17 protein-coding genes are annotated in these 18,536 nt (G+C 65.9%); 10 read left to right on the top strand and 7 right to left on the bottom strand.

Translation table 11 applies throughout. The annotated features are described in order from the left end of the window. The 6 genes from ASF54_RS01240 to ASF54_RS01215 form a co-directional block, all read left to right on the top strand. Positions 1–193: Fe-Mn family superoxide dismutase (locus tag ASF54_RS01240; protein ID WP_200919552.1), on the top strand; the 193-nt coding region annotated here is incomplete at its 5' end. Positions 194–302: 109 nt separating this feature from the next. After that, on the top strand, positions 303–1,307 hold the full coding sequence (gene gap, locus ASF54_RS01235; protein WP_055957807.1) for a type I glyceraldehyde-3-phosphate dehydrogenase: 1,005 nt from the start codon (positions 303–305) through the stop codon (positions 1,305–1,307). A gap of 38 nt (positions 1,308–1,345) precedes the next feature. Continuing rightward, positions 1,346–2,557, top strand: a complete 1,212-nt coding sequence (locus ASF54_RS01230; RefSeq protein WP_055957805.1) for a phosphoglycerate kinase — start codon at positions 1,346–1,348, stop codon at positions 2,555–2,557. Continuing rightward, positions 2,551–3,339 carry a triose-phosphate isomerase gene (gene tpiA, locus ASF54_RS01225; protein WP_055957802.1) on the top strand — a complete coding sequence of 263 codons (789 nt, stop codon included), beginning with the start codon at positions 2,551–2,553 and terminating at the stop codon, positions 3,337–3,339. The genes ASF54_RS01230 and tpiA overlap by 7 nt, the downstream gene beginning before the upstream one ends. Positions 3,340–3,393: 54 nt before the next feature. Continuing rightward, positions 3,394–3,645, top strand: coding sequence for a preprotein translocase subunit SecG (secG, locus tag ASF54_RS01220; protein ID WP_055957799.1), 252 nt, complete (start codon positions 3,394–3,396; stop codon positions 3,643–3,645). Continuing rightward, positions 3,645–4,013 carry an RNA polymerase-binding protein RbpA gene (locus tag ASF54_RS01215; protein WP_055957795.1) on the top strand — a complete coding sequence of 123 codons (369 nt, stop codon included), beginning with the start codon at positions 3,645–3,647 and terminating at the stop codon, positions 4,011–4,013. The genes secG and ASF54_RS01215 overlap by 1 nt, the downstream gene beginning before the upstream one ends. 243 nt (positions 4,014–4,256) lie before the next feature. On the opposite strand, the gene pgl is transcribed toward ASF54_RS01215, so the two are convergent. The 6 genes from pgl to tkt form a co-directional block, all read right to left on the bottom strand. Then, positions 4,257–5,027, bottom strand: coding sequence for a 6-phosphogluconolactonase (pgl, locus tag ASF54_RS01210; protein ID WP_055957793.1), 771 nt, complete (start codon positions 5,025–5,027; stop codon positions 4,257–4,259). Positions 5,028–5,029: 2 nt separating this feature from the next. Continuing rightward, positions 5,030–5,980 carry a glucose-6-phosphate dehydrogenase assembly protein OpcA gene (locus ASF54_RS01205; RefSeq protein WP_055957789.1) on the bottom strand — a complete coding sequence of 317 codons (951 nt, stop codon included), beginning with the start codon at positions 5,978–5,980 and terminating at the stop codon, positions 5,030–5,032. Next, a complete protein-coding gene (gene zwf, locus ASF54_RS01200; protein WP_055957786.1) occupies positions 5,977–7,533 on the bottom strand; it encodes a glucose-6-phosphate dehydrogenase in 1,557 nt (518 codons plus the stop codon). Before zwf ends, ASF54_RS01205 begins: the two co-directional genes overlap by 4 nt. Positions 7,534–7,639: 106 nt before the next feature. After that, positions 7,640–9,253, bottom strand: coding sequence for a glucose-6-phosphate isomerase (locus ASF54_RS01195; RefSeq protein WP_055957783.1), 1,614 nt, complete (start codon positions 9,251–9,253; stop codon positions 7,640–7,642). Next, positions 9,250–10,371, bottom strand: coding sequence for a transaldolase (gene tal / locus ASF54_RS01190; RefSeq protein WP_055957779.1), 1,122 nt, complete (start codon positions 10,369–10,371; stop codon positions 9,250–9,252). The genes ASF54_RS01195 and tal overlap by 4 nt, the downstream gene beginning before the upstream one ends. Before the next feature lie 24 nt (positions 10,372–10,395). Beyond that, the gene (gene tkt, locus ASF54_RS01185; RefSeq protein WP_055957774.1) at positions 10,396–12,498 is read right to left on the bottom strand and encodes a transketolase; all 2,103 of its coding nucleotides are present in this window, start codon (positions 12,496–12,498) and stop codon (positions 10,396–10,398) included. Between the two features lie 352 nt (positions 12,499–12,850). Between tkt and ASF54_RS01180 the strand changes: the two genes are divergently transcribed. Further along, positions 12,851–13,801 (top strand): heme o synthase, encoded by a 951-nt coding sequence (locus ASF54_RS01180; protein ID WP_055957771.1) that lies wholly within the window; start codon positions 12,851–12,853, stop codon positions 13,799–13,801. 366 nt (positions 13,802–14,167) lie between these two features. On the opposite strand, the gene ASF54_RS01175 is transcribed toward ASF54_RS01180, so the two are convergent. Beyond that, positions 14,168–15,130, bottom strand: a complete 963-nt coding sequence (locus tag ASF54_RS01175) for a COX15/CtaA family protein (RefSeq protein WP_326934234.1) — start codon at positions 15,128–15,130, stop codon at positions 14,168–14,170. 239 nt (positions 15,131–15,369) lie between these two features. Between ASF54_RS01175 and sufB the strand changes: the two genes are divergently transcribed. From sufB to ASF54_RS01160, 3 genes are read left to right on the top strand one after another with little or no spacing between them, the layout of a single operon-like run. After that, entirely contained in the window at positions 15,370–16,788 is a 1,419-nt protein-coding gene (gene sufB / locus ASF54_RS01170; protein WP_055961818.1) for a Fe-S cluster assembly protein SufB, read from the top strand. Continuing rightward, complete coding sequence (gene sufD / locus ASF54_RS01165) at positions 16,789–18,186, top strand: Fe-S cluster assembly protein SufD (RefSeq protein ID WP_084815861.1); 1,398 nt, start codon at positions 16,789–16,791, stop codon at positions 18,184–18,186. It begins immediately after the preceding gene. Next, positions 18,186–18,533, top strand: coding sequence for a non-heme iron oxygenase ferredoxin subunit (locus ASF54_RS01160; RefSeq protein WP_200919551.1), 348 nt, complete (start codon positions 18,186–18,188; stop codon positions 18,531–18,533). Before sufD ends, ASF54_RS01160 begins: the two co-directional genes overlap by 1 nt. Positions 18,534–18,536: the final 3 nt, after the last annotated feature.

Raw genomic sequence — 18,536 nt, 5'->3', positions numbered from 1 at the left:
CCAGCAGGGCAACGTGCCCTTCGGCCTCGTGCCGCTGCTGATGCTCGACGTGTGGGAGCACGCGTACTACCTCGACTACCAGAACGTCCGCGCCGACTACGTCAAAGCGTTCTGGAACATCGTCTCGTGGGAGAACGTCCAGGCCCGCTACACCGCCGCGACCACCAAAACCGACGGCCTCCTCGTCTTCTAAGACCCGCTGTCGGGCCCCTGCGCTACTGTCGTAGAGGCCAAAAGCCGTCATTTTCAGCATCTAGCCCCACCCACATGCGTCTTCTGACGCCTGACAACCTGGAGTTCCATTGAGCGTCAAGATCGGCATCAACGGCTTCGGCCGCATCGGCCGTAACTACTTCCGCGCCGCCCTCGCCAAGGGCAGCGACCTCGAGATCGTCGCGGTCAACGACCTGACCGACAACGCAGCCCTCGCCAACCTGCTCAAGTTCGACTCGATCACGGGCCGCCTCGACGCGACCGTCGAGCTCGACGGCGACAGCATCGTCGTCAACGGCAAGCCCATCAAGGTCCTCGCCGAGCGCGACCCCGCCAACCTGCCCTGGGGCGAACTGGGCGTCGACATCGTCATCGAGTCGACCGGTTTCTTCACCAAGGCCGCCGACGCGCAGAAGCACATCGACGCGGGTGCCAAGAAGGTCATCATCTCCGCTCCCGCCACCGGCGACGACATCACGATCGTCCTCGGCGTCAACGAGGGCCTGTACGACCCCGCTTCGCACAACATCATCTCGAACGCGTCGTGCACCACGAACAGCCTCGCGCCGCTGATGAAGGTGTTCCTCGACAAGTTCGGCGTCGAGCGCGGTCTGATGACCACGGTCCACGCCTACACCGCCGACCAGAACCTCCAGGACGGCCCGCACAGCGACCCTCGTCGCGCGCGTGCCGCCGCTCTGAACATCGTCCCGACCTCAACCGGTGCGGCCAAGGCCATCGGCCTCGTCATCCCGGAGCTCGCCGGCAAGCTCGACGGCTACGCGCTTCGCGTACCCGTGCCCACAGGCTCGATCACCGACGTGACGCTCGAGACCTCGACGCCCGTCACTGTCGACCAGATCAACGCCGCATACAAGGAAGCCTCCGAGGGCGACCTCAAGGGCATCCTGCTCTACTCCGAAGACCCGCTGGTCTCGAGCGACATCCGCACCGACCCGCACTCGTCGATCTACGACTCGGGCCTGACCAAGGTCATCGGCAACATGGTCAAGATCACGTCGTGGTACGACAACGAGTGGGGCTACTCCAACCGTCTCGTCGACCTCGCCGAGTACGTGGCCGCGAAGCTCTAGTCCCGTTCACCCGCTGCACCTCGACAAGATCTAGGCATATGGCTCTTCGAACCCTCGATTCCCTCGGAACCCTGTCCGGCAAGCGCGTCATCGTCCGTTGCGACTTGAACGTCCCGTTGAAAGACGGAACGATCACCGACGACGGGCGCGTGCGCGCCTCGCTCGGCACTCTGAACACCCTGATCAATGCCGGCGCTCGCGTAGTCGTCATCTCGCACCTCGGTCGACCCGACGGTGAGGTCAAGCCTGAATACAGTCTCGCTCCGGTCGCCCAGCGGCTCAGCGAACTGCTCGGCAAGTCGGTCGGCTTCGCGCCGGAGACGACCGGCCCGGCGACGACCGACGCCGTCGGCTCACTCGCCGACGGGCAGATCATCGTGCTCGAGAACCTCCGGTTCCAGGCAGCAGAGACCTCGAAGAGCGACGACGAGAGGAAGGCCTTCGCCGAGCAGCTTGCAGCTCTCGGCGAGGCCTTCGTCTCGGACGGCTTCGGTGTCGTCCACCGCAAGCAGGCAAGCGTCTACGATCTGCCGCAGCTCCTGCCGAGCGCGGCCGGAACCCTCATCGAGACCGAGCTCGACGTGCTCGAGCGCCTCACCGAGAAGCCCGAGCGCCCCTACTCGGTCGTGCTCGGCGGCTCGAAGGTCTCCGACAAGCTCGGAGTGATCGAGCACCTCCTGCCACGTGTCGACAACCTCCTCATCGGAGGCGGCATGCTGTTCACGTTCCTTGCGGCTCAGGGCCACTCCGTGGGCAAGAGTCTGCTCGAGACCGACCAGCTCGATCGCGTTCGCGGCTACATCCGCGACGCCGAGGCTCGCGGCGTCAATCTCGTGTTGCCGACCGACGTCGTCGTCGCATCCGGATTCGCTGCCGATGCCGAACACGAGACGGTCGCATCGGACGCGATCGAGTCGACCCGCTTTGGGGCGGACGGCCTCGGGCTCGACATCGGCCCCGACACGGCGTCGGCTTTTGCTGACGTCATCGCCGCGTCGAAGACCGTTTTCTGGAACGGCCCCATGGGTGTGTTCGAGTTCGACGCCTTCTCCGCCGGTACGAAGACGGTTGCTCAGGCGCTGACCGAGGTCGATGGCCTGGGCGTCGTCGGGGGAGGCGACTCGGCTTCAGCCGTGCGCGCTCTCGGCTTCACCGACGATCAGTTCGGCCACATCTCCACCGGTGGTGGAGCAAGCCTCGAATTCCTCGAGGGAAAGAAACTGCCTGGCCTGGAGGTCCTCGGATGGTAACCGCACGCACGCCGTTCATCGCCGGCAACTGGAAGATGAACCTCGACCACCTGCAGTCGATCGCGTTCGTCCAGAAGCTCGCGTGGAGCCTCAAAGACGCCAAGCACGACTTCGCGAAGGTCGAGTCGGCCATCTTCCCGCCGTTCACCGACCTCCGCAGCGTCCAGACGCTGATCGACGCTGACAAGCTCGAACTCGAGCTCGGTGCCCAAGACCTCTCCGACAACGACTCGGGTGCCTTCACCGGCGACATCTCAGGAGCCTTCCTCGCTCGACTCGACGTGAAGTACGTGATCGTCGGGCACTCCGAGCGCCGCACGATCCATGGCGAGACCGACGAGGTCGTAGCCGCCAAGGTCGCCGCGGCGCACCGTCACGGCCTCGTGCCGGTGCTGTGCGTCGGCGAGACCGCCGAAGACCTCGAAAAGCACGGGCCGAGCGCTGTGCCCGTCGCACAGCTGAAGGCGGCACTGGCATCCGTTCCGAAGACCGCCGAGATCGTCGTGGCCTACGAGCCCGTCTGGGCCATCGGCTCCGGTCAGGCCGCAACTCCTGACCAAGCACAGCAAGTCTGCGCGGCTCTTCGGGCAACGCTGGTCGACGAGCTGGGGGCCGATGCTGCCGCCTCGACGAGGGTTCTCTACGGCGGCAGCGTCAAGGCGGCGAACATCGCCACCTTCATGCGCGAACCTGACGTCGATGGCGCACTCGTCGGTGGCGCGAGTCTCGACATCACCGAGTTCGCGAGCATCGTCCGGTTCCAGAACCACGTCGGAGTCTGAAACTCCCGGTCGCGGGCTATAATTGTTGACGGCCCGCCCCTCGAAAGGTTCTCCGTGCAAATTCTCCAGGTCGTCCTGCAGGTGGTACTCGGTATCACGAGTCTCCTGCTGACCCTGCTCATCCTTCTTCACCGTGGTCGTGGCGGTGGCCTCTCCGACATGTTCGGTGGTGGCGTCACCAGCAACCTCGGCGCCTCCGGCGTCGCAGAGCGCAACCTCAATCGCATCACGGTCATTCTCGGCCTCATCTGGATCGCGTCAATCGTGGTTCTGGGCCTCATCACCAAGTTTTCGGCAGGTTCGTAATGGCATCAGGCGGTAGCGCAATTCGGGGGTCACGCGTCGGCGCAGGGCCCATGGGCGAACAGGATCGCGGTTTCCAGGCAGAGCGAATCACGATCTCGTACTGGGATGCCCTCGGCAACGAGGTCGTCCGTCACTTCGCGGCCAACGTGCCCGACGAAGAGATTCCCGAGACGGTCGACTCGCCCTCCAGTGGTCTTCCTGCCGGCCGCGACAAAGAGAACCCTCCGGTCGTCGCGAAGCTCGAGCCCTACAAGACGCACCTGGCCTACGTCAAAGAGCGTCGTACCGAAGAAGAGGCTGCTCAGCTTCTCGACGAGGCGCTGCAGGCTTTGCGCGTTCGCCGCGGCAAGGTCCCCGCAAAGAAGTAGTCTGTTTGCCAAGACCCCCGGCTCCGGCCGGGGGTTTTTGCGTGCGCCGGGCCCGTGTCCCCGAATTCGAAGGAGAAATCCTCGCCGACGGCCCCCGATCCGGATGATTTCGTGGGCCCGCTGACGTTTCTCCTTCCAATTTGGAACGGCGGGCGGGGGCGGCGGGGAATCACCGGGAGCAACGCGAAAAACGAAGGATCCGAGACCAGGGCGGTCTCGGATCCTTCGTTTCGGGGGTCTGACTCAGTAGGTCGACGCGATGAGCTGCTCCGGCACCTCGGCGGCCGCGTCTTTGTCGACGAAGAACACCGTGCGCTTGCGACCCTTGACGCCCGCGACCGGAACCTGGTCGGCGCCGGCACCGGCGAGGGCCAGCCCGAGCGAGGAGGCCTTCTCGGCGCCCGCGAGGATCATCCACACCCGCTGCGAGTTGTTGATCGCCGGAAGGCTCAGCGTGAGGCGCACCGGCGGCGGCTTCGGGCTGTCGTCGATGGTGAGCACGGTCGGCGTCGTCATGCTGATCTGCGGCTTGTCGGGGAACAGTGACGCGATGTGTCCGTCGGGTCCCACTCCGAGGAGCGTGATGTCGAAGCGGGGAGACTCGTCGTCACCCTGCGCGTGCTCTTTGAGCTCGGCCACGTAGGCGGCGGCAGCCTCGTCGACGGTGGGGTAGTCGCCGACGGCACCGAAGCGGTGCACGTTCTCGGCAGGTACGCCGATGTGGTCGAGGAGGTCGGCCCCGTTCGCGCGATCGTTGCGGTCGTCAGAACCCGCTTCGACCCACCGCTCGTCAGACCACCAGAACGAGACCTTCGACCAGTCGACGCTGTCGCGCGCCTCGGAGCGGTTGATGGCTGCCAGCACGAGCGTGCTAACCGACCCTCCGCTCAAGACAACGGACGCGTAGTCCTGTTCTTCGATCACGTCGATGATCTTGGTGATGAATCGAGCGGCAACGGATGCGCCCAGGTTCTGTTTGTCGGGGTGAACTAGCACCCGTCGATCGTTCGTCACACTCAGTTGCTTTCTTGGTCGTCGCGCAATTGCTTCACGCCCGTCATCACGACATTCCCGAAGAGGGAGTCGGGGTCGAGTCTACGGAGTTCCTCGGCCAGGCAATCGCGCAGGCTACGGCGTGGCAACGACAGGTCGTGGACGGGTTGTCCGGGCTGCGAGAGAGTCGCGACGTTGACGACCGATCGATCGAGCTCGATGACGCCGGAGGCACGGTGCAGACGTACGCCGTGGATGCCGCTCGAGCCGGTGGCGCGTGTCGTCATCTCGTGGCGCACGGGAACCTGGAGCTGCAGTCGGAGCCACGCGGCGAGAAGCAGCGTCGAGGGGGAGTCCATCGCGCCGGCAACTTCCACCTCGTTGACGGGCTCGTACGGTGGCTGGTCGAGGGCGGCCGCGAGCTGGGTGCGCCAGAGGGTGAGCCGCGTCCACGCGAAGTCGGTGTCGCCGGGCGCATACGTGTCGGCGAGATCGATGATCGACTGGCGGGGGTTGTCTTGAGCGGCGGCGTCGGTGATGCGCCGCTGCGCGATTCGGCCGAGGGGCGATTCGGAGACGATGGCCGGCGCCTTGCCCGGCCACCACGCGACGACGGGAGCGTCGGGCAACAGAAGACCCGTCACGAGACCCTCCTCGTCGGACGACATCTCTCCGTAGGCGCGGAGGAGGATGACCTCACTCGCCCCGGCGTCACCGCCCACGCGGATCTGGGCATCGAGTCGAGGTTCGTCGTGCCCCGTCGGCTCGTCGGCCGTCGAGATGACGATCACGCGCATGGGGTGCTCGCGCGACGCTTCGTTGGCGGCCTCGATGGCCTCTTCTTCGTGACCGAGGTTGGTCGAGATCACGAGGGTGAGCACACGGCCCAGAGCGACGACGCCGCCCTCCTCGCGGATCTTGACCAGCGCCTTAGAGACGTGGCTAATGGTGCTGTCGGGCAGATCGACGATCATGGTCGCCTCCAGGTACGGCCGTCGCGGGCCATGAGTTCGTCGGCGGAGCTCGGGCCCCAGGTGCCGGGTCGGTATTGATCGGGCTGGCCTTGCTTGGCCCAGAACTCCTCGATGGGATCGAGGATCTTCCAGGAGAGCTCGACCTCTTCGTGGCGCGGGAACAGCGGCGGGTCGCCCAGCAGGACGTCGAGGATCAGGCGCTCGTAGGCTTCGGGGCTCGCCTCGGTGAACGCGTGGCCATAACCGAAGTCCATCGTGACATCGCGCACCTGGGTTCCGATTCCGGGCACCTTCGAGCCAAACCGGAGGGTCACACCCTCATCGGGCTGCACTCTGATGACCAGGGCGTTCTGGCCGAGCTCGGCTCCGTCGCCGAGACCGAAGACATTCTCGGGAACGCGCTTGAAAACAACGGCGATCTCGGTCACGCGGCGACCCAGGCGCTTGCCAGCCCGGAGGTAGAAGGGCACGCCCGACCAGCGACGGGTGGCTATTTCGAGCTTGATGGCCGCGAAGGTCTCGGTGACCGACTCGGGGTTCATTCCGGCCTCGTCGAGGAACCCGAGGACCTTCTCGCCACCCTGCCAGCCACCCGCGTACTGGCCGCGGGCCGTCCCGGCAGCGAGATCGGCGGGGATGCGGACCGCGGAGAGCACTTTCTCTTTCTCCGCTCGCAGATCGCGGGCGTTGAAGCTGACCGGCTCTTCCATCGCGGTGAGGGCGAGAAGCTGGAGCAGGTGGTTCTGGATCACATCGCGTGCGGCACCGATGCCGTCGTAATAGCCCGCTCGGCCGGCGACGCCGATGTCTTCGGCCATCGTGATCTGCACGTGGTCGACGTACTTGCTGTTCCACAGCGGTTCGTACATCTGGTTCGCGAACCGGAGCGTCAGGAGGTTCTGGACCGTCTCCTTGCCGAGGTAGTGATCGATGCGGAACACCGAATCAGGCTCGAAGACGGTCTCGACGACGGCGTTCAACTCACGCGCCGTCTTCAAGTCACTGCCGAACGGCTTCTCGATGACCACACGACGCCAGGGCTTCTCGCCATTCGCGTCGACGCTGTCGTCGGTGAGCCCCGAGTTGCGAAGCTGCTCGGTGACGAGCGGAAAGAACTTCGGCGGGATCGACAGGTAGAACGCGTGGTTGCCCATCGTGCCCCGCTCGACGTCGAGCGTGTCGATCGTCTGCTTGAGCTCGGCGAATGCATCGGCGTCGTCGAACGAACCCTGGACGAACCGGATCCCCTCTTTGAGCTGGCGCCAGACGTCTTCGTCGAAGGGGGTACGAGCGTGCTCCTTGACCGCCTCGTACACGACCTGCTCGAAGTCCTGGTCTTCCCATTCCCGTCGGGCGAAGCCGACGAGTGCGAAGCCCGGGGGGAGGAGGCCGCGGTTAGCCAGGTCGTAGACGGCCGGCATGAGCTTCTTGCGGGACAGGTCGCCTGTCACGCCGAAGATGATGAGGCCGCTCGGACCGGCGATGCGGTTGAGTCGGCGATCGGAGGGCAACCGCAGCGGGTTGAACTCCGGAGTGATTTCCACCGGTGCCATGTGAGTATTCATCGTCCTTGCGTCGTCGTGGTCGGCTGCGACCGGAATGGGGTCGGGCCCTCTCACACGAAGGCGAGCACGAGGTCGACCCGCGCCCGCCTTCGGATCAGCGGAGTGCGCTGAGAATTACGGGAAGTGCTTCCGCCACGTCCGTCACCGTGAGGGTCAGGACGGGACGGCCGTGCTCGGCGAGCACTGCTGCGTCGCCCGCGGCTTGAGCGGCCACTAGAGCGCCGAACGTGAAGCTGCAGTTCGGAATCTCGAAGTCGACCCCGGGGGTCTGCGTGATCTGAAGGAAGACCCCGTTGGCCGGGCCGCCCTTGTGGTACTGGCCGGTCGAGTGCAGGAACCGAGGCCCCCACCCGAACGTGACCGGGCGCCCGGTTCTCTCCGCGAGCACGTCGCGGAGGCCGGCGATCTCGGGATTCTCGAACCGGTCGATGTAGGCGTGAAGGGCGACGTATCCGCCGCCGATTAGATGTGCCAGCAAGGCAGCTACCGCGGATGAGACCGACTCACCCGGCTCGAGGCCGGGGCTCGTGCGAACCGCGATGCCGTCCATGACCATCGCAGACTGCGAAAGCGCCGCGGATACAGGAGCGGGAGTGCCGTCGAGCAGCGCACGCGTCGCCGCTTTGGCCGACTCCACGTCAGGCTGGTCGAACGGGTTGACGCCGAGGAGGCGTCCGGCCACTGCAACCGCGTACTCCCACACCAGAAACTGTGCCCCGAGGGATCCTGAGATCTCGACCTCTCCGGGGGAGACCTCACGGGTCTCTTCGGTCGAACCGACGAGCCGAATCACCTGCACGTCGTTGAGACCGGCCGTGATTTCGGGGGCGTCGACGCCGACCACCACGGGCAGGAGCCCGCGACCGTTCTTACCCGTCGACTCGGCGATCAACTGCTCTGCCCAGTCGGGGAAGCCTTGCAGGTGCGTGCCGTCGGCGACGAGCACGATCTTGTCGCGCAGGGGAGTCGTGCCCGCAAGAACGGCCCCGAGCACGAGACCGGGGTTGTCGGGTCGGTCCTGAGCGAGCTCGACCGTGACGGCGTCCGCCTCGGCAAGGAGCTCCTCGATGTCTGCTCCCGCGAGACCAGCAGGAACGAGCCCGAAGGCCGAAAGGGCCGAGTAGCGCCCACCGATGTTCGGATCCGCCACAAAGACCTCGTAGCCGGCCGCGCGAGCCGACTCGTCGAGCGGCGAGCCGGGGTCGGTGACCACGACGATGCGATCGGCGAGGTCAGTGAAGCCGGCGTCAGAGAATGCCTTCTCGAACACGGAGCGGGCGCTGGCCGTCTCGACGGTCGATCCGGACTTCGACGAAACGATCAGCACGGTGTGCTCGAGGTCGTCGTTCAGGGCCGAGAGAACCTGCCCCGGCACCGTGGCATCGAGCACGGTGAGATCAACGCCGTAGGTGCGAGTGATGACCTCGGGGGCGAGCGAGGATCCGCCCATCCCTGCCAACACGAAGTGCGTGAGCCCCTTGGCCGTGAGCTTCTCGCGAAGCGCAAGAATCCGGGGGACTACTTCAGCCGAGGACGCCACGGACTCGGTCCAGCCGAGTCGCGTGGAAGCCTCGTGCTCGGCGTCAGGACCCCAGAGGCTGGGATCCTGAACCGTGATGCCCGACGCGACCAGGTCGCGCACGAGCGAGGGGACGACGGACCCGACTGCAACAGCAGCCGGGCCCGACGCGGTTAGAGCAATGGTCACTTAGCGGATTCCAGCGCCGCCGTCACGGTGTCGAGGAGCTCGTTCCAGGAGACGATGAACTTGTCGACGCCCTCCGACTCGAGCACACCGACGACGTCGTCATACGAGACGCCCTGGGCCGCGATGGCGTCCATGACCTCGTTGGCGGCGGCGTAGGAGCCCGTGATGGTGTCGCCCGCGATGACGCCGTGGTCGAAGGTGGCCTCGAGGGTCTTCTCCGGCATGGTGTTGACGACGTCGGCCGCGACGAGCTCGACCACGTAGGTGGTGTCGAGGACGTTGGGGTCTTTCACGCCGGTCGATGCCCACAGCGGGCGCTGCTTGTTCGCACCCTCGGCGAGAAGGCCGGCAGCGCGCTCGGTTGCGAAGGCCTGACCGTAGACCTCGTAGGCCAGCTGAGCGTTCGCGACGCCCGCCTTGCCCTTCAGTGCCTTCGCCTCGTCCGTTCCGACGGCGTCGAGACGCTTGTCGATCTCGGTGTCGACACGCGACACGAAGAACGAGGCGACCGAGTGGATCTTCGAGAGGTCTTTGCCAGCGTCCTTCGCCTGCTCGAGACCGGTCAGGTAGGCGTTGATGACGGCCCGGTAGCGCTCGAGCGAGAAGATCAAAGTGACGTTGACGCTGATGCCCTCGGCGATGACGGCGGTGATGGCCTCGAGGCCCTCGATGGTCGCCGGGATCTTGATGAGGACGTTCTCTTTGTTGACCTTGTCGAACAGCTGCTTGGCCTGGCTGATCGTGCCGGCGGCGTCGTGCGCCAGACCGGGCTCGACCTCGATCGAGACGCGGCCGTCGAAGCCGTTCGTGGCGTCGTAGATCGGCTTGAAGACGTTGCACGCGTCGGCGACGTCGTCGGTGGTGATCTCGAAGACGGCGTCGGTCACACCGGTGCCGGCCTTGGCCAGTTCGGCGACCTGCTCGTCGTAGGCCTCGCCCTTGGCGAGAGCCGACGCGAAGATCGTCGGGTTGGTCGTGACGCCGACGACGTTGCGCTCGGCGATGATCTTCTGCAGACCCTCCGACTTGATGCGCTCGCGCGACAGGTCGTCGAGCCAGATGCTCACGCCAGCGGCGGAGAGCTGGGCGGTGGGGGTGGTTGCTGTGGTGTCAGTCATTGCTGTTCTTCTTTCTGCGGGCGCTCAGTGAGCGGCCAGCGAGTCCAGGCTGTCTTTGGCTGCGGCGACCGCAGCCTCGGTCGTGATGCCGAACTTCTGATAGAGAGTCTTGTAGTCGGCCGAGGCACCGAAGTGCTCGATCGAGACGCTGCGACCGGCGTCACCGACGATGCCCTTCCAGGGCATAGCCACGCCGGCCTCGATGGAGACGCGCGCCTTGACGGCGGTCGGGAGGACCGACTCCTTGTAGTCGTCGCTCTGCTCGTCGAACCATTCGAGGCTCGGAGCAGAGATGACGCGGGCGTTGATTCCCTCGCCACGAAGCACCTCGCGGGCCTCGACAGCGATCTGGACCTCGGAACCCGTGGCGATGAGGAGCACGTCGGGGGTTCCGCCCGGGGCCTCGGCCAGCACGTAAGCACCCTTGGCGACATTCTTCGCCGAGGCGAAGGTCTCGCCGGTGGCGTCACCGTCACCGCGCTCGAAGACCGGGAGGTTCTGGCGGCTGAGCGCGAGACCGGCCGGGCCGTTGAAGCGCTGCAGGATCGTGAGCCACGCGTAGGCCGTCTCGTTGGCGTCGGCAGGGCGGACCATCGAGAAGTCGGGGATCGCACGAAGGGCGGCGAGTTGCTCGACCGGCTGGTGCGTCGGGCCGTCTTCACCGAGGGCGACGGAGTCGTGAGTCCACACGTAGGTGACCGGCGCCTTCATGAGCGCGGCGAGACGAACGGCCGGACGCATGTAGTCGGAGAAGATCAGGAACGTGCCGCCGAAGGGGCGCGTATTGCCGTGCAGGACGATTCCGTTGAGGATCGATCCCATGGCGTGCTCGCGGATGCCGAAGTGGAGAACGCGGCCGTAGGGGTCGCCGCTCCACTCGTGGGTCGACCACTCGGTCGGCACAAACGACTTCGCGCCCTTGATCGACGTGAGGTTCGACTCGGCGAGGTCGGCGGAACCGCCCCAGAACTCGGGGAGGACACCGGCAATGCCGTTGATGACCTGGCCGGAAGCGGCACGGGTCGAAACCTCTTTGCCCGATTCGAAGACCGGGAGGGCTTCTTCGAGGCCCTCGGGGAGGTCGCCGGCGAGGATGCGGTCGAGGAGGACCTTCTTCTCGGGGTTGGCAGCGGCCCACGCGTCGAGCTTGGTGTTCCACTCGGCGTGCAGAGCCTGGCCACGCTCGACGGCCTTGCGGGTGTGAGACAGAACCTCGGGGTCGACGTCGAACGACTTCTCGGGGTCGAACTCGAGGAAGCGCTTGAGGCCGGCGATCTCGTCTTTACCGAGAGCGGAGCCGTGCGACTTGCCCGAACCCTGCTTGGTCGGGGACGGCCAGGCGATGATGGTCTTGAGGATGATCAGCGACGGCTTGTCGGTGATTCCCTTGGCGCGCTCGATGGCGTCGTGCAGTTCGGCGACGTCTTCGACGTACTCGCCGGTCTTCTTCCAGTCGACGACCTGGACATCCCAGTCGTAGGCCTCGAAGCGCTTGTGCACGTCTTCGGTGAAGGCGATGTTGGTGTCGTCCTCGATCGAGATCTGGTTCGAGTCGTAGATCGCGATGAGGTTACCGAGCTGCTGGTGGCCTGCGAGCGAGGCGGCCTCGCTGGTGACGCCCTCCTGCATGTCGCCGTCGCCGGCGATCACGTAGACGAAGTGGTCGAACGGGCTCGTGCCGGCGGCAGCCTCGGGGTCGAACAGACCGCGCTCGAAGCGGGCCGCGTAGGCGAAGCCAACCGAGCTTGCAAGACCCTGACCCAGGGGGCCGGTGGTGATCTCGATACCGTCGGTGTGGCCGTACTCGGGGTGACCGGGAGTCTTGGAGCCCCAGGTGCGGAGCGCCTCGAGGTCTTCGAGCTCGAGGCCGTAGCCACCGAGGTAGAACTGGATGTACTGCGTCAGCGACGAGTGGCCGACAGACAGGATGAAGCGGTCGCGCCCGATCCAGGTGCTATCGCTGGGGTCGCGCGCCATGACCTTCTGGAAGAGCAGATAAGCAGCGGGAGCAAGGCTCATCGCCGTACCCGGGTGACCGTTTCCCACCTTCTCAACCGCATCGGCCGCGAGAACGCGGACAGTGTTCACTGCCTTGTTGTCAATGGATTCCCATTGCAGATCTGCCACTTGAAGATGACCCTTCTTGATGCGAGATTGCGCGGGTGTCGTTCCCGCACTGACATGCCTACCGAGGCGCCTTCGACTCAGTCCGGGTGTGTTCCCTGGGCCTGCTGCCGGGCATACTTCTAGGGCGACATCGACACGAACGTGGGATCGGCGCCCTGGGCCCTGCAACTGGCAAGCAACTCCCAGCATAGCGACGTGCACTGTCACAGCGCCCGTCGAACGGCCAGGAACAGCCCCTGATCGCCACATTCATCGCCTACACTTGCTATGGCTTCGGTTTCGCCAGGCACTGCTCTGCCTCCGGCGATTCTTCGCGGCCCGTGCCTGAAACGGCCCAGCAATCAGAGGATGTATGACAACCCATAGCGCTTTGACCACTCCCACCGACTCGCAGCCCGCGGTATCTTCCGCCAAGCGAATCGGCGTCAAACGCAAATTCCGCGCCTACGTCTCGCTGACGAAGCCGCGCGTGATGGAGCTGCTGCTCGTCACCACCATTCCCACGATGTTCCTTGCCGAGGGGGGTATTCCGAGGCTCTGGCTCGTCGTGGCCACCCTGATCGGCGGGGCCTTGAGCGCCGGCTCGGCGTCGTCGTTCAACTGCTACATCGACCGCGACATCGACCGCGTCATGAAGCGGACCAAAGACCGGGCCCTCGTCACGGGTGATGTCTCCGACCGCGAAGCGCTCATCTTCTCGTACGTCATGGGCGTCGCGTCCATCGCCTGGCTCGCGTACACCGTCAACCTGATCTCCGCGGCACTGTCGCTGTTCGCGATCCTCTTCTACGTGTTCGTCTACACGCTCTGGCTCAAGCGCCGCACGCCGCAGAACATCGTCTGGGGCGGAATCGCCGGCTGCATGCCCGTCCTGATCGGCTGGGCCGCAGTCACCGGCTCGCTCACCTGGGCGCCCGTCATCCTGTTCGCCGTCATCTTCCTCTGGACCCCGCCGCACTACTGGCCTCTGTCCATGCGGTACCGCGACGACTACGCCTCCGTCGACGTGCCCATGCTCGCCGTGGTCCGCGGTCGAGCCCACGTCGGCCTGCAGGTGATCCTCTACGCGTGGGCCACCGTCGTCTGCTCGCTCCTCCTCATTCCGGTCGCGCACATGGGTGTGCTCTACACCGTCGTCGCGCTGGCGAGCGGCGCCTGGTTCGTCGTCGAGTCGCACCGTCTCTACAGCCGGGCGATCACCCAGGTGGCCGAGGTCAAGCCGATGAAGGTCTTCCACGCCTCCATCACGTACCTGACGCTGCTGTTCCTGGCCGTCGGCATCGACCCGCTGCTCCCCTTCTGAGTTTGTAGCGCGGCGCGCCGCCGCAGCGCCGGACCTCCGGCTGTGTTGACCGCGGCGGGCGGCCGCAACGCCGGACCTCCGACAAGCTCCGGTCGTCCGGCGGTGCGGCAGCTCGCCACCCCAGCCGTTCGGCGGTGCAGCATTTCGCCACCACCGCTCGTCGAGCGGCGGGGGCACCCGAATTCGAAGGAAAAACCGCCGGGCGCCAACCAGTCCATGCGGATCGGCGGGGGTGCGCCCCGCGTTTCTCCTTCAAATTCGGAGGGCAGGCGGTGCGGCACAGGAGAACCCGGCGCACAACAGGCCGTCAAGAGCGGCAGAGGCGCAGGATCCTGCGGCCCGCCGCTCGACACGAGCCCCGCAGCGCTACGCAGCGATAGTCGCTGCCTCCGGCACCGGCTTCGCGAGGTCGGCGTCGCTCTCGAGCGTGTGCGTAACCGCCGTCATCGCTGCGACGAGGAGCCCGGCGAGCACGAGGTGGACGCCGACGAGGAACGGCGGCAGACCGGTGTTGGCCTGGATGAGCCCCACGGTGATCTGGAGGACCTCGACGGCGAGGAGCAGAAGGGGGAACAGCCGGGGGAGCCCGAGTCGAATCGCGCCCACCACGAGGGCGAGCGTCAGCACGAAGACCGCGAACGCCGGCACGGCATGCAGCGTCTCGATGAGCTTGGGGTCGAACCCGTTGCGATGGGTGTTCTCATCGCCGGCGTGGGGGCCGGCACCCGTGGTCAGGATGCCGAGCACGACCGTGATGGCGACGAAGACCGCGGCGACTCGCGTGGTGAGCGCGTACCACGGGGGAGTCGCGGCCGAGGTGCCGCGCGGCCCGTGATAGACGCGGTAGACGAGGGTCGCCGTGATGCGGACCAGGACCATCGAGACGATGAAATGCGACCCAACGACGTAGGGGTTGAGTTTGGCCAGGACGCTGATGCCGCCGAGAACCGCCTGGAACGGGATGCTGAGTGCCTGGATGAGCGTGAGCCAGAACAGGTCGCGTCGCACCTTCCGCATGCGGAACACGGCGAAGAAGGCGAGGATCACGATGATGACGAGGACGAACGTCAGAAGCCGGTTGCCGAACTCGATGATGCCGTGAAAGCCCATCTCGGGTGTCGTGACGATCGACCCGGCGGTGCACTCGGGCCAGGTCGGGCAGCCGAGGCCGGAGCCGGTGAGGCGGACTAGGCCGCCGGTGCCGACGAGCAAGAGTTGGCAGGCGAGAGACGCCCAGGCGATGAACCGGACACGCCGGTCGATCCGAGCCGGAAGCCACGACCAGACTCGGGCGATGACGCCCATCGACGTTGCCTGTGCATTGCTCACGGATTGCTGTCCTTCGTTACTTTTGGATGCCTGGCCTGTAGCATTGTGGGGTTCAGGAACACACCCGGTTTCGGTGCGTCGACGCAGACCACAGATCTCTCGGTCTCGAGTGTAGAGACATCGATCTGGGTGGTCGCCCCTGAATACCGACTCCTCTCGCAGCTGCGAGACCGAGTCCCGCCCGCCAGGGAATGTCGCAACGAACGTATCGGTTCGAGACGACGAAGAAAGAGGTAGGTATGTCTGACGTGTTGATCGACCGCCCGGAGCTCGCAGGACTGGGCCAGTACGAGTTCGGCTGGGCCGACTCCGATGCCGCTGGCGCATCCGCGCGCCGTGGCGTGAACCCCGAGGTCGTGACCGACATCTCGAACCTCAAGAGCGAACCCGAGTGGATGCTCAAGAACCGCCTCAAGGGTCTCGCCCTGTTCGAGCGCAAGCCCATGCCCACCTGGGGCGCCGACCTCTCCGGCATCGACTTCGACAACATCAAGTACTTCGTGCGGTCGACCGAGAAGCAGGCCGGTAGCTGGGAAGAACTGCCCGACGACATCAAGGCGACCTACGAGAAGCTCGGCATCCCCGAGGCCGAGCGCAACCGCCTCGTCGCCGGCGTCGCCGCTCAGTACGAGTCCGAGGTCGTCTACCACCAGATCCGCGAAGACCTCGAAGAGCAGGGTGTCATCTTCATGGACACCGACACGGCTCTTCGCGAGCACCCCGAGTTCTTCCAGGAATACTTCGGCACGGTGATCCCGGCCGGCGACAACAAATTCGCCGCGCTCAACACGGCTGTCTGGTCGGGCGGATCCTTCGTCTACGTTCCGAAGAACGTCCGGGTCGAGATTCCCCTTCAGGCCTACTTCCGTATCAACACGGAGAACATGGGCCAGTTCGAGCGCACGCTGATCATCGCCGACGAGGGCAGCTACGTGCACTACATCGAGGGCTGCACGGCTCCGATCTACAAGAGCGACTCGCTGCACTCGGCCGTGGTCGAGATCATCGTCAAGAAGAACGCCCGCGTTCGCTACACGACGATCCAGAACTGGTCGAACAACGTCTACAACCTCGTCACGAAGCGCGCCATCGCCCACGAGGGCGCCACCATGGAGTGGATCGACGGCAACATCGGCTCCAAGGTGACGATGAAGTACCCCTCGATCTACCTCGCTGGTGAGCACGCCAAGGGCGAGACCCTCTCTGTCGCGTTCGCGGGCCCCGGCCAGCACCAGGATGCCGGCGCGAAGATGATCCACATGGCGCCGTACACGACGTCGTCGATCGTCTCCAAGTCGATTGCCCGTGGCGGTGGCCGAGCCGGCTACCGCGGCGAGGTCCGCGTCGACGAGGGTGCGCACCACTCCGCCAACACGGTTCGCTGCGACGCCCTCCTGGTCGACACCATCTCGCGCTCTGACACCTATCCGGCGATCGATATCCGCATCGACGACGTGCAGCTCGGCCACGAGGCGACTGTCTCCCGTGTGAGCGAAGAGCAGCTCTTCTACCTGATGTCGCGCGGCATGGCCGAAGACGAGGCCATGGCCATGATCGTCCGAGGCTTCATCGAGCCCATCGCCCGCGAACTCCCGATGGAGTACGCACTCGAATTGAACAAGCTCATCGAGATGAGCATGGAAGGATCCGTCGGCTAGATGTCCGCCACTCCCGCAACGACCGACACATCCACGCCGATCGTCGAAGCGGCGGTGCCGAACGGTGCCGTCGTACCCGGCTCTGCGGCGCACACCGACGGGGCCTGGGCCGACCGGCCCATCCCCGTCCAGACCCGCTCCGGTCGATTCGCCTCGACCGACCCGGCGGCCTTCCCGGCCGTCACCGGCCGCGAGGTCGACTGGAAGCTGAGCCCGGTCCAGGCGCTCCGTCCCCTCATCGACGGTCCGCTCGACGGCTCTCCGTACGCCTATCTGGCCCGCGAGACGCCCGGCGCGTCCGTCGACTGGGTGACACCGGAGCACGAGCTCGTCGGCACTGCCGGCACGCCCGAAGACAAGGCCTCGGCCAACGCCTGGGCGAGCACCGAAAACGTCCTCCTCGTGACCGTCTCCGGTGACGAGCCGACGTCGATCACGATCGGTCGCTCGGGCCTCGACACCGCGCCGCGCGCCGGCCACACGGTCATCCACGCCAAGCCGAACTCGACCGGTCTCGTCATCCTCCAGAACTCCGGAGATGCGCAGCTCGTCGAGAACGTCGAGGTCGTGGTCGACGAGGGTGCTCACCTCACGGTGGTCAGCGTGCAGGAGTGGAACGACTCCGGCGTCCATCTCTCGAGCCACTTCGCCAAGATCGGCCGCGACGCACAGCTCAAGCACTTCGTCGTGAGCCTCGGCGGCTCCATCGTGCGGGTCAATCCGTCCGCGCACCTCGCGGCGCAGGGTGCCGACGCCGACCTCAACGGCGTGTACTTCGCCGATGCGGGGCAGCACCTCGAGCAGCAGGTCTACGTCAACCACGACGCCCCCAACACCAAGAGCCGCGTGAACTACAAGGGCGCCCTTCAGGGCGACGGTGCACGGACGGTCTGGATCGGCGACGTCCTCATCGGGCGCACGGCCCCCGGCACCGACAGCTACGAGCAGAACCGCAACCTCGTTCTCTCCGAGGGCACCCGCGCCGATTCGATCCCGAACCTCGAGATCGAGACCGGCGACATCATGGGCGCCGGCCACGCGTCGGCCACCGGCCGCTTCGACGACGAGCACCTGTTCTACCTCGAGTCGCGCGGCATTCCCGAAGAAGAAGCGCGCCGCATCGTCGTGCTCGGCTTCCTCAGCGAGATCGTCCAGCACATCGGTGAGCCCGCCCTGCAGGAGCGCCTGATCGCGGCCCTCGAGGCCGAGCTCGCAGACGGCGCCGACGCGCGCTCGGCTGCGAATGCGGCGGGCAGCTCGACGGCAGCGCGACGTTCTCCGTACGTCGACTCGCAGCCCGGTGCCGCCGTCGCGACGGGCACCGACCATGTGTCGAGCGAGCCCGATGTCGCAGCCGGAGTCACCGGTGAGGGCACGGCACCCGGAGGCACGCACTGATGGCTACGACACCTATGGGGCAGCGGGTCTGCGCCGAGGCCGACGTCAGCGTGTCCGAGGCCCTGCGAGTCGTGGTCGACGGAATCCCCGTCGCCGTGGTTCGCGACTCGGCGGGGCAGTTGCACGCCCTCGGCGACACCTGCACCCATGGCGACATCTCACTCGCCGAGGGGTTCGTCGAAGACGACACCCTGGAGTGCTGGGCCCACGGCTCGAAGTTCGAGCTGACCACCGGCAAGCCGCTCACCCTTCCCGCCTACGAACCCGTGCCGGTCTTCCCGGTCACGGTCGTCGACGGTGACGTCTGGATCGACACCACACCGGTCACGGCACCTCCGGTCGCGTAGCGG

The organism is Frondihabitans sp. Leaf304, assembly GCF_001423105.1.
Taxonomy (GTDB): domain Bacteria; phylum Actinomycetota; class Actinomycetes; order Actinomycetales; family Microbacteriaceae; genus Frondihabitans.
The sequence above is the reverse complement of the archived record's forward strand: the minus strand, read 5'-3'. Positions and strand labels throughout refer to the sequence as shown.

Bases quoted from the DNA above. Each gene is read 5' to 3' on its own strand.
- zwf (WP_055957786.1), bottom strand. From the start codon at position 7,533: ATGGCACCGGTGGAAATCACTCCGGAGTTCAACCCGCTGCGGTTGCCC.
- ASF54_RS01180 (WP_055957771.1), top strand. From the start codon at position 12,851: ATGACAACCCATAGCGCTTTGACCACTCCCACCGACTCGCAGCCCGCG.
- ASF54_RS01160 (WP_200919551.1), top strand. From the start codon at position 18,186: ATGGCTACGACACCTATGGGGCAGCGGGTCTGCGCCGAGGCCGACGTC.
- sufB (WP_055961818.1), top strand. From the start codon at position 15,370: ATGTCTGACGTGTTGATCGACCGCCCGGAGCTCGCAGGACTGGGCCAG.
- tpiA (WP_055957802.1), top strand. From the start codon at position 2,551: ATGGTAACCGCACGCACGCCGTTCATCGCCGGCAACTGGAAGATGAAC.
- sufD (WP_084815861.1), top strand. From the start codon at position 16,789: ATGTCCGCCACTCCCGCAACGACCGACACATCCACGCCGATCGTCGAA.
- tal (WP_055957779.1), bottom strand. From the start codon at position 10,371: ATGACTGACACCACAGCAACCACCCCCACCGCCCAGCTCTCCGCCGCT.
- ASF54_RS01215 (WP_055957795.1), top strand. From the start codon at position 3,645: ATGGCATCAGGCGGTAGCGCAATTCGGGGGTCACGCGTCGGCGCAGGG.
- ASF54_RS01230 (WP_055957805.1), top strand. From the start codon at position 1,346: ATGGCTCTTCGAACCCTCGATTCCCTCGGAACCCTGTCCGGCAAGCGC.
- ASF54_RS01205 (WP_055957789.1), bottom strand. From the start codon at position 5,980: ATGATCGTCGATCTGCCCGACAGCACCATTAGCCACGTCTCTAAGGCG.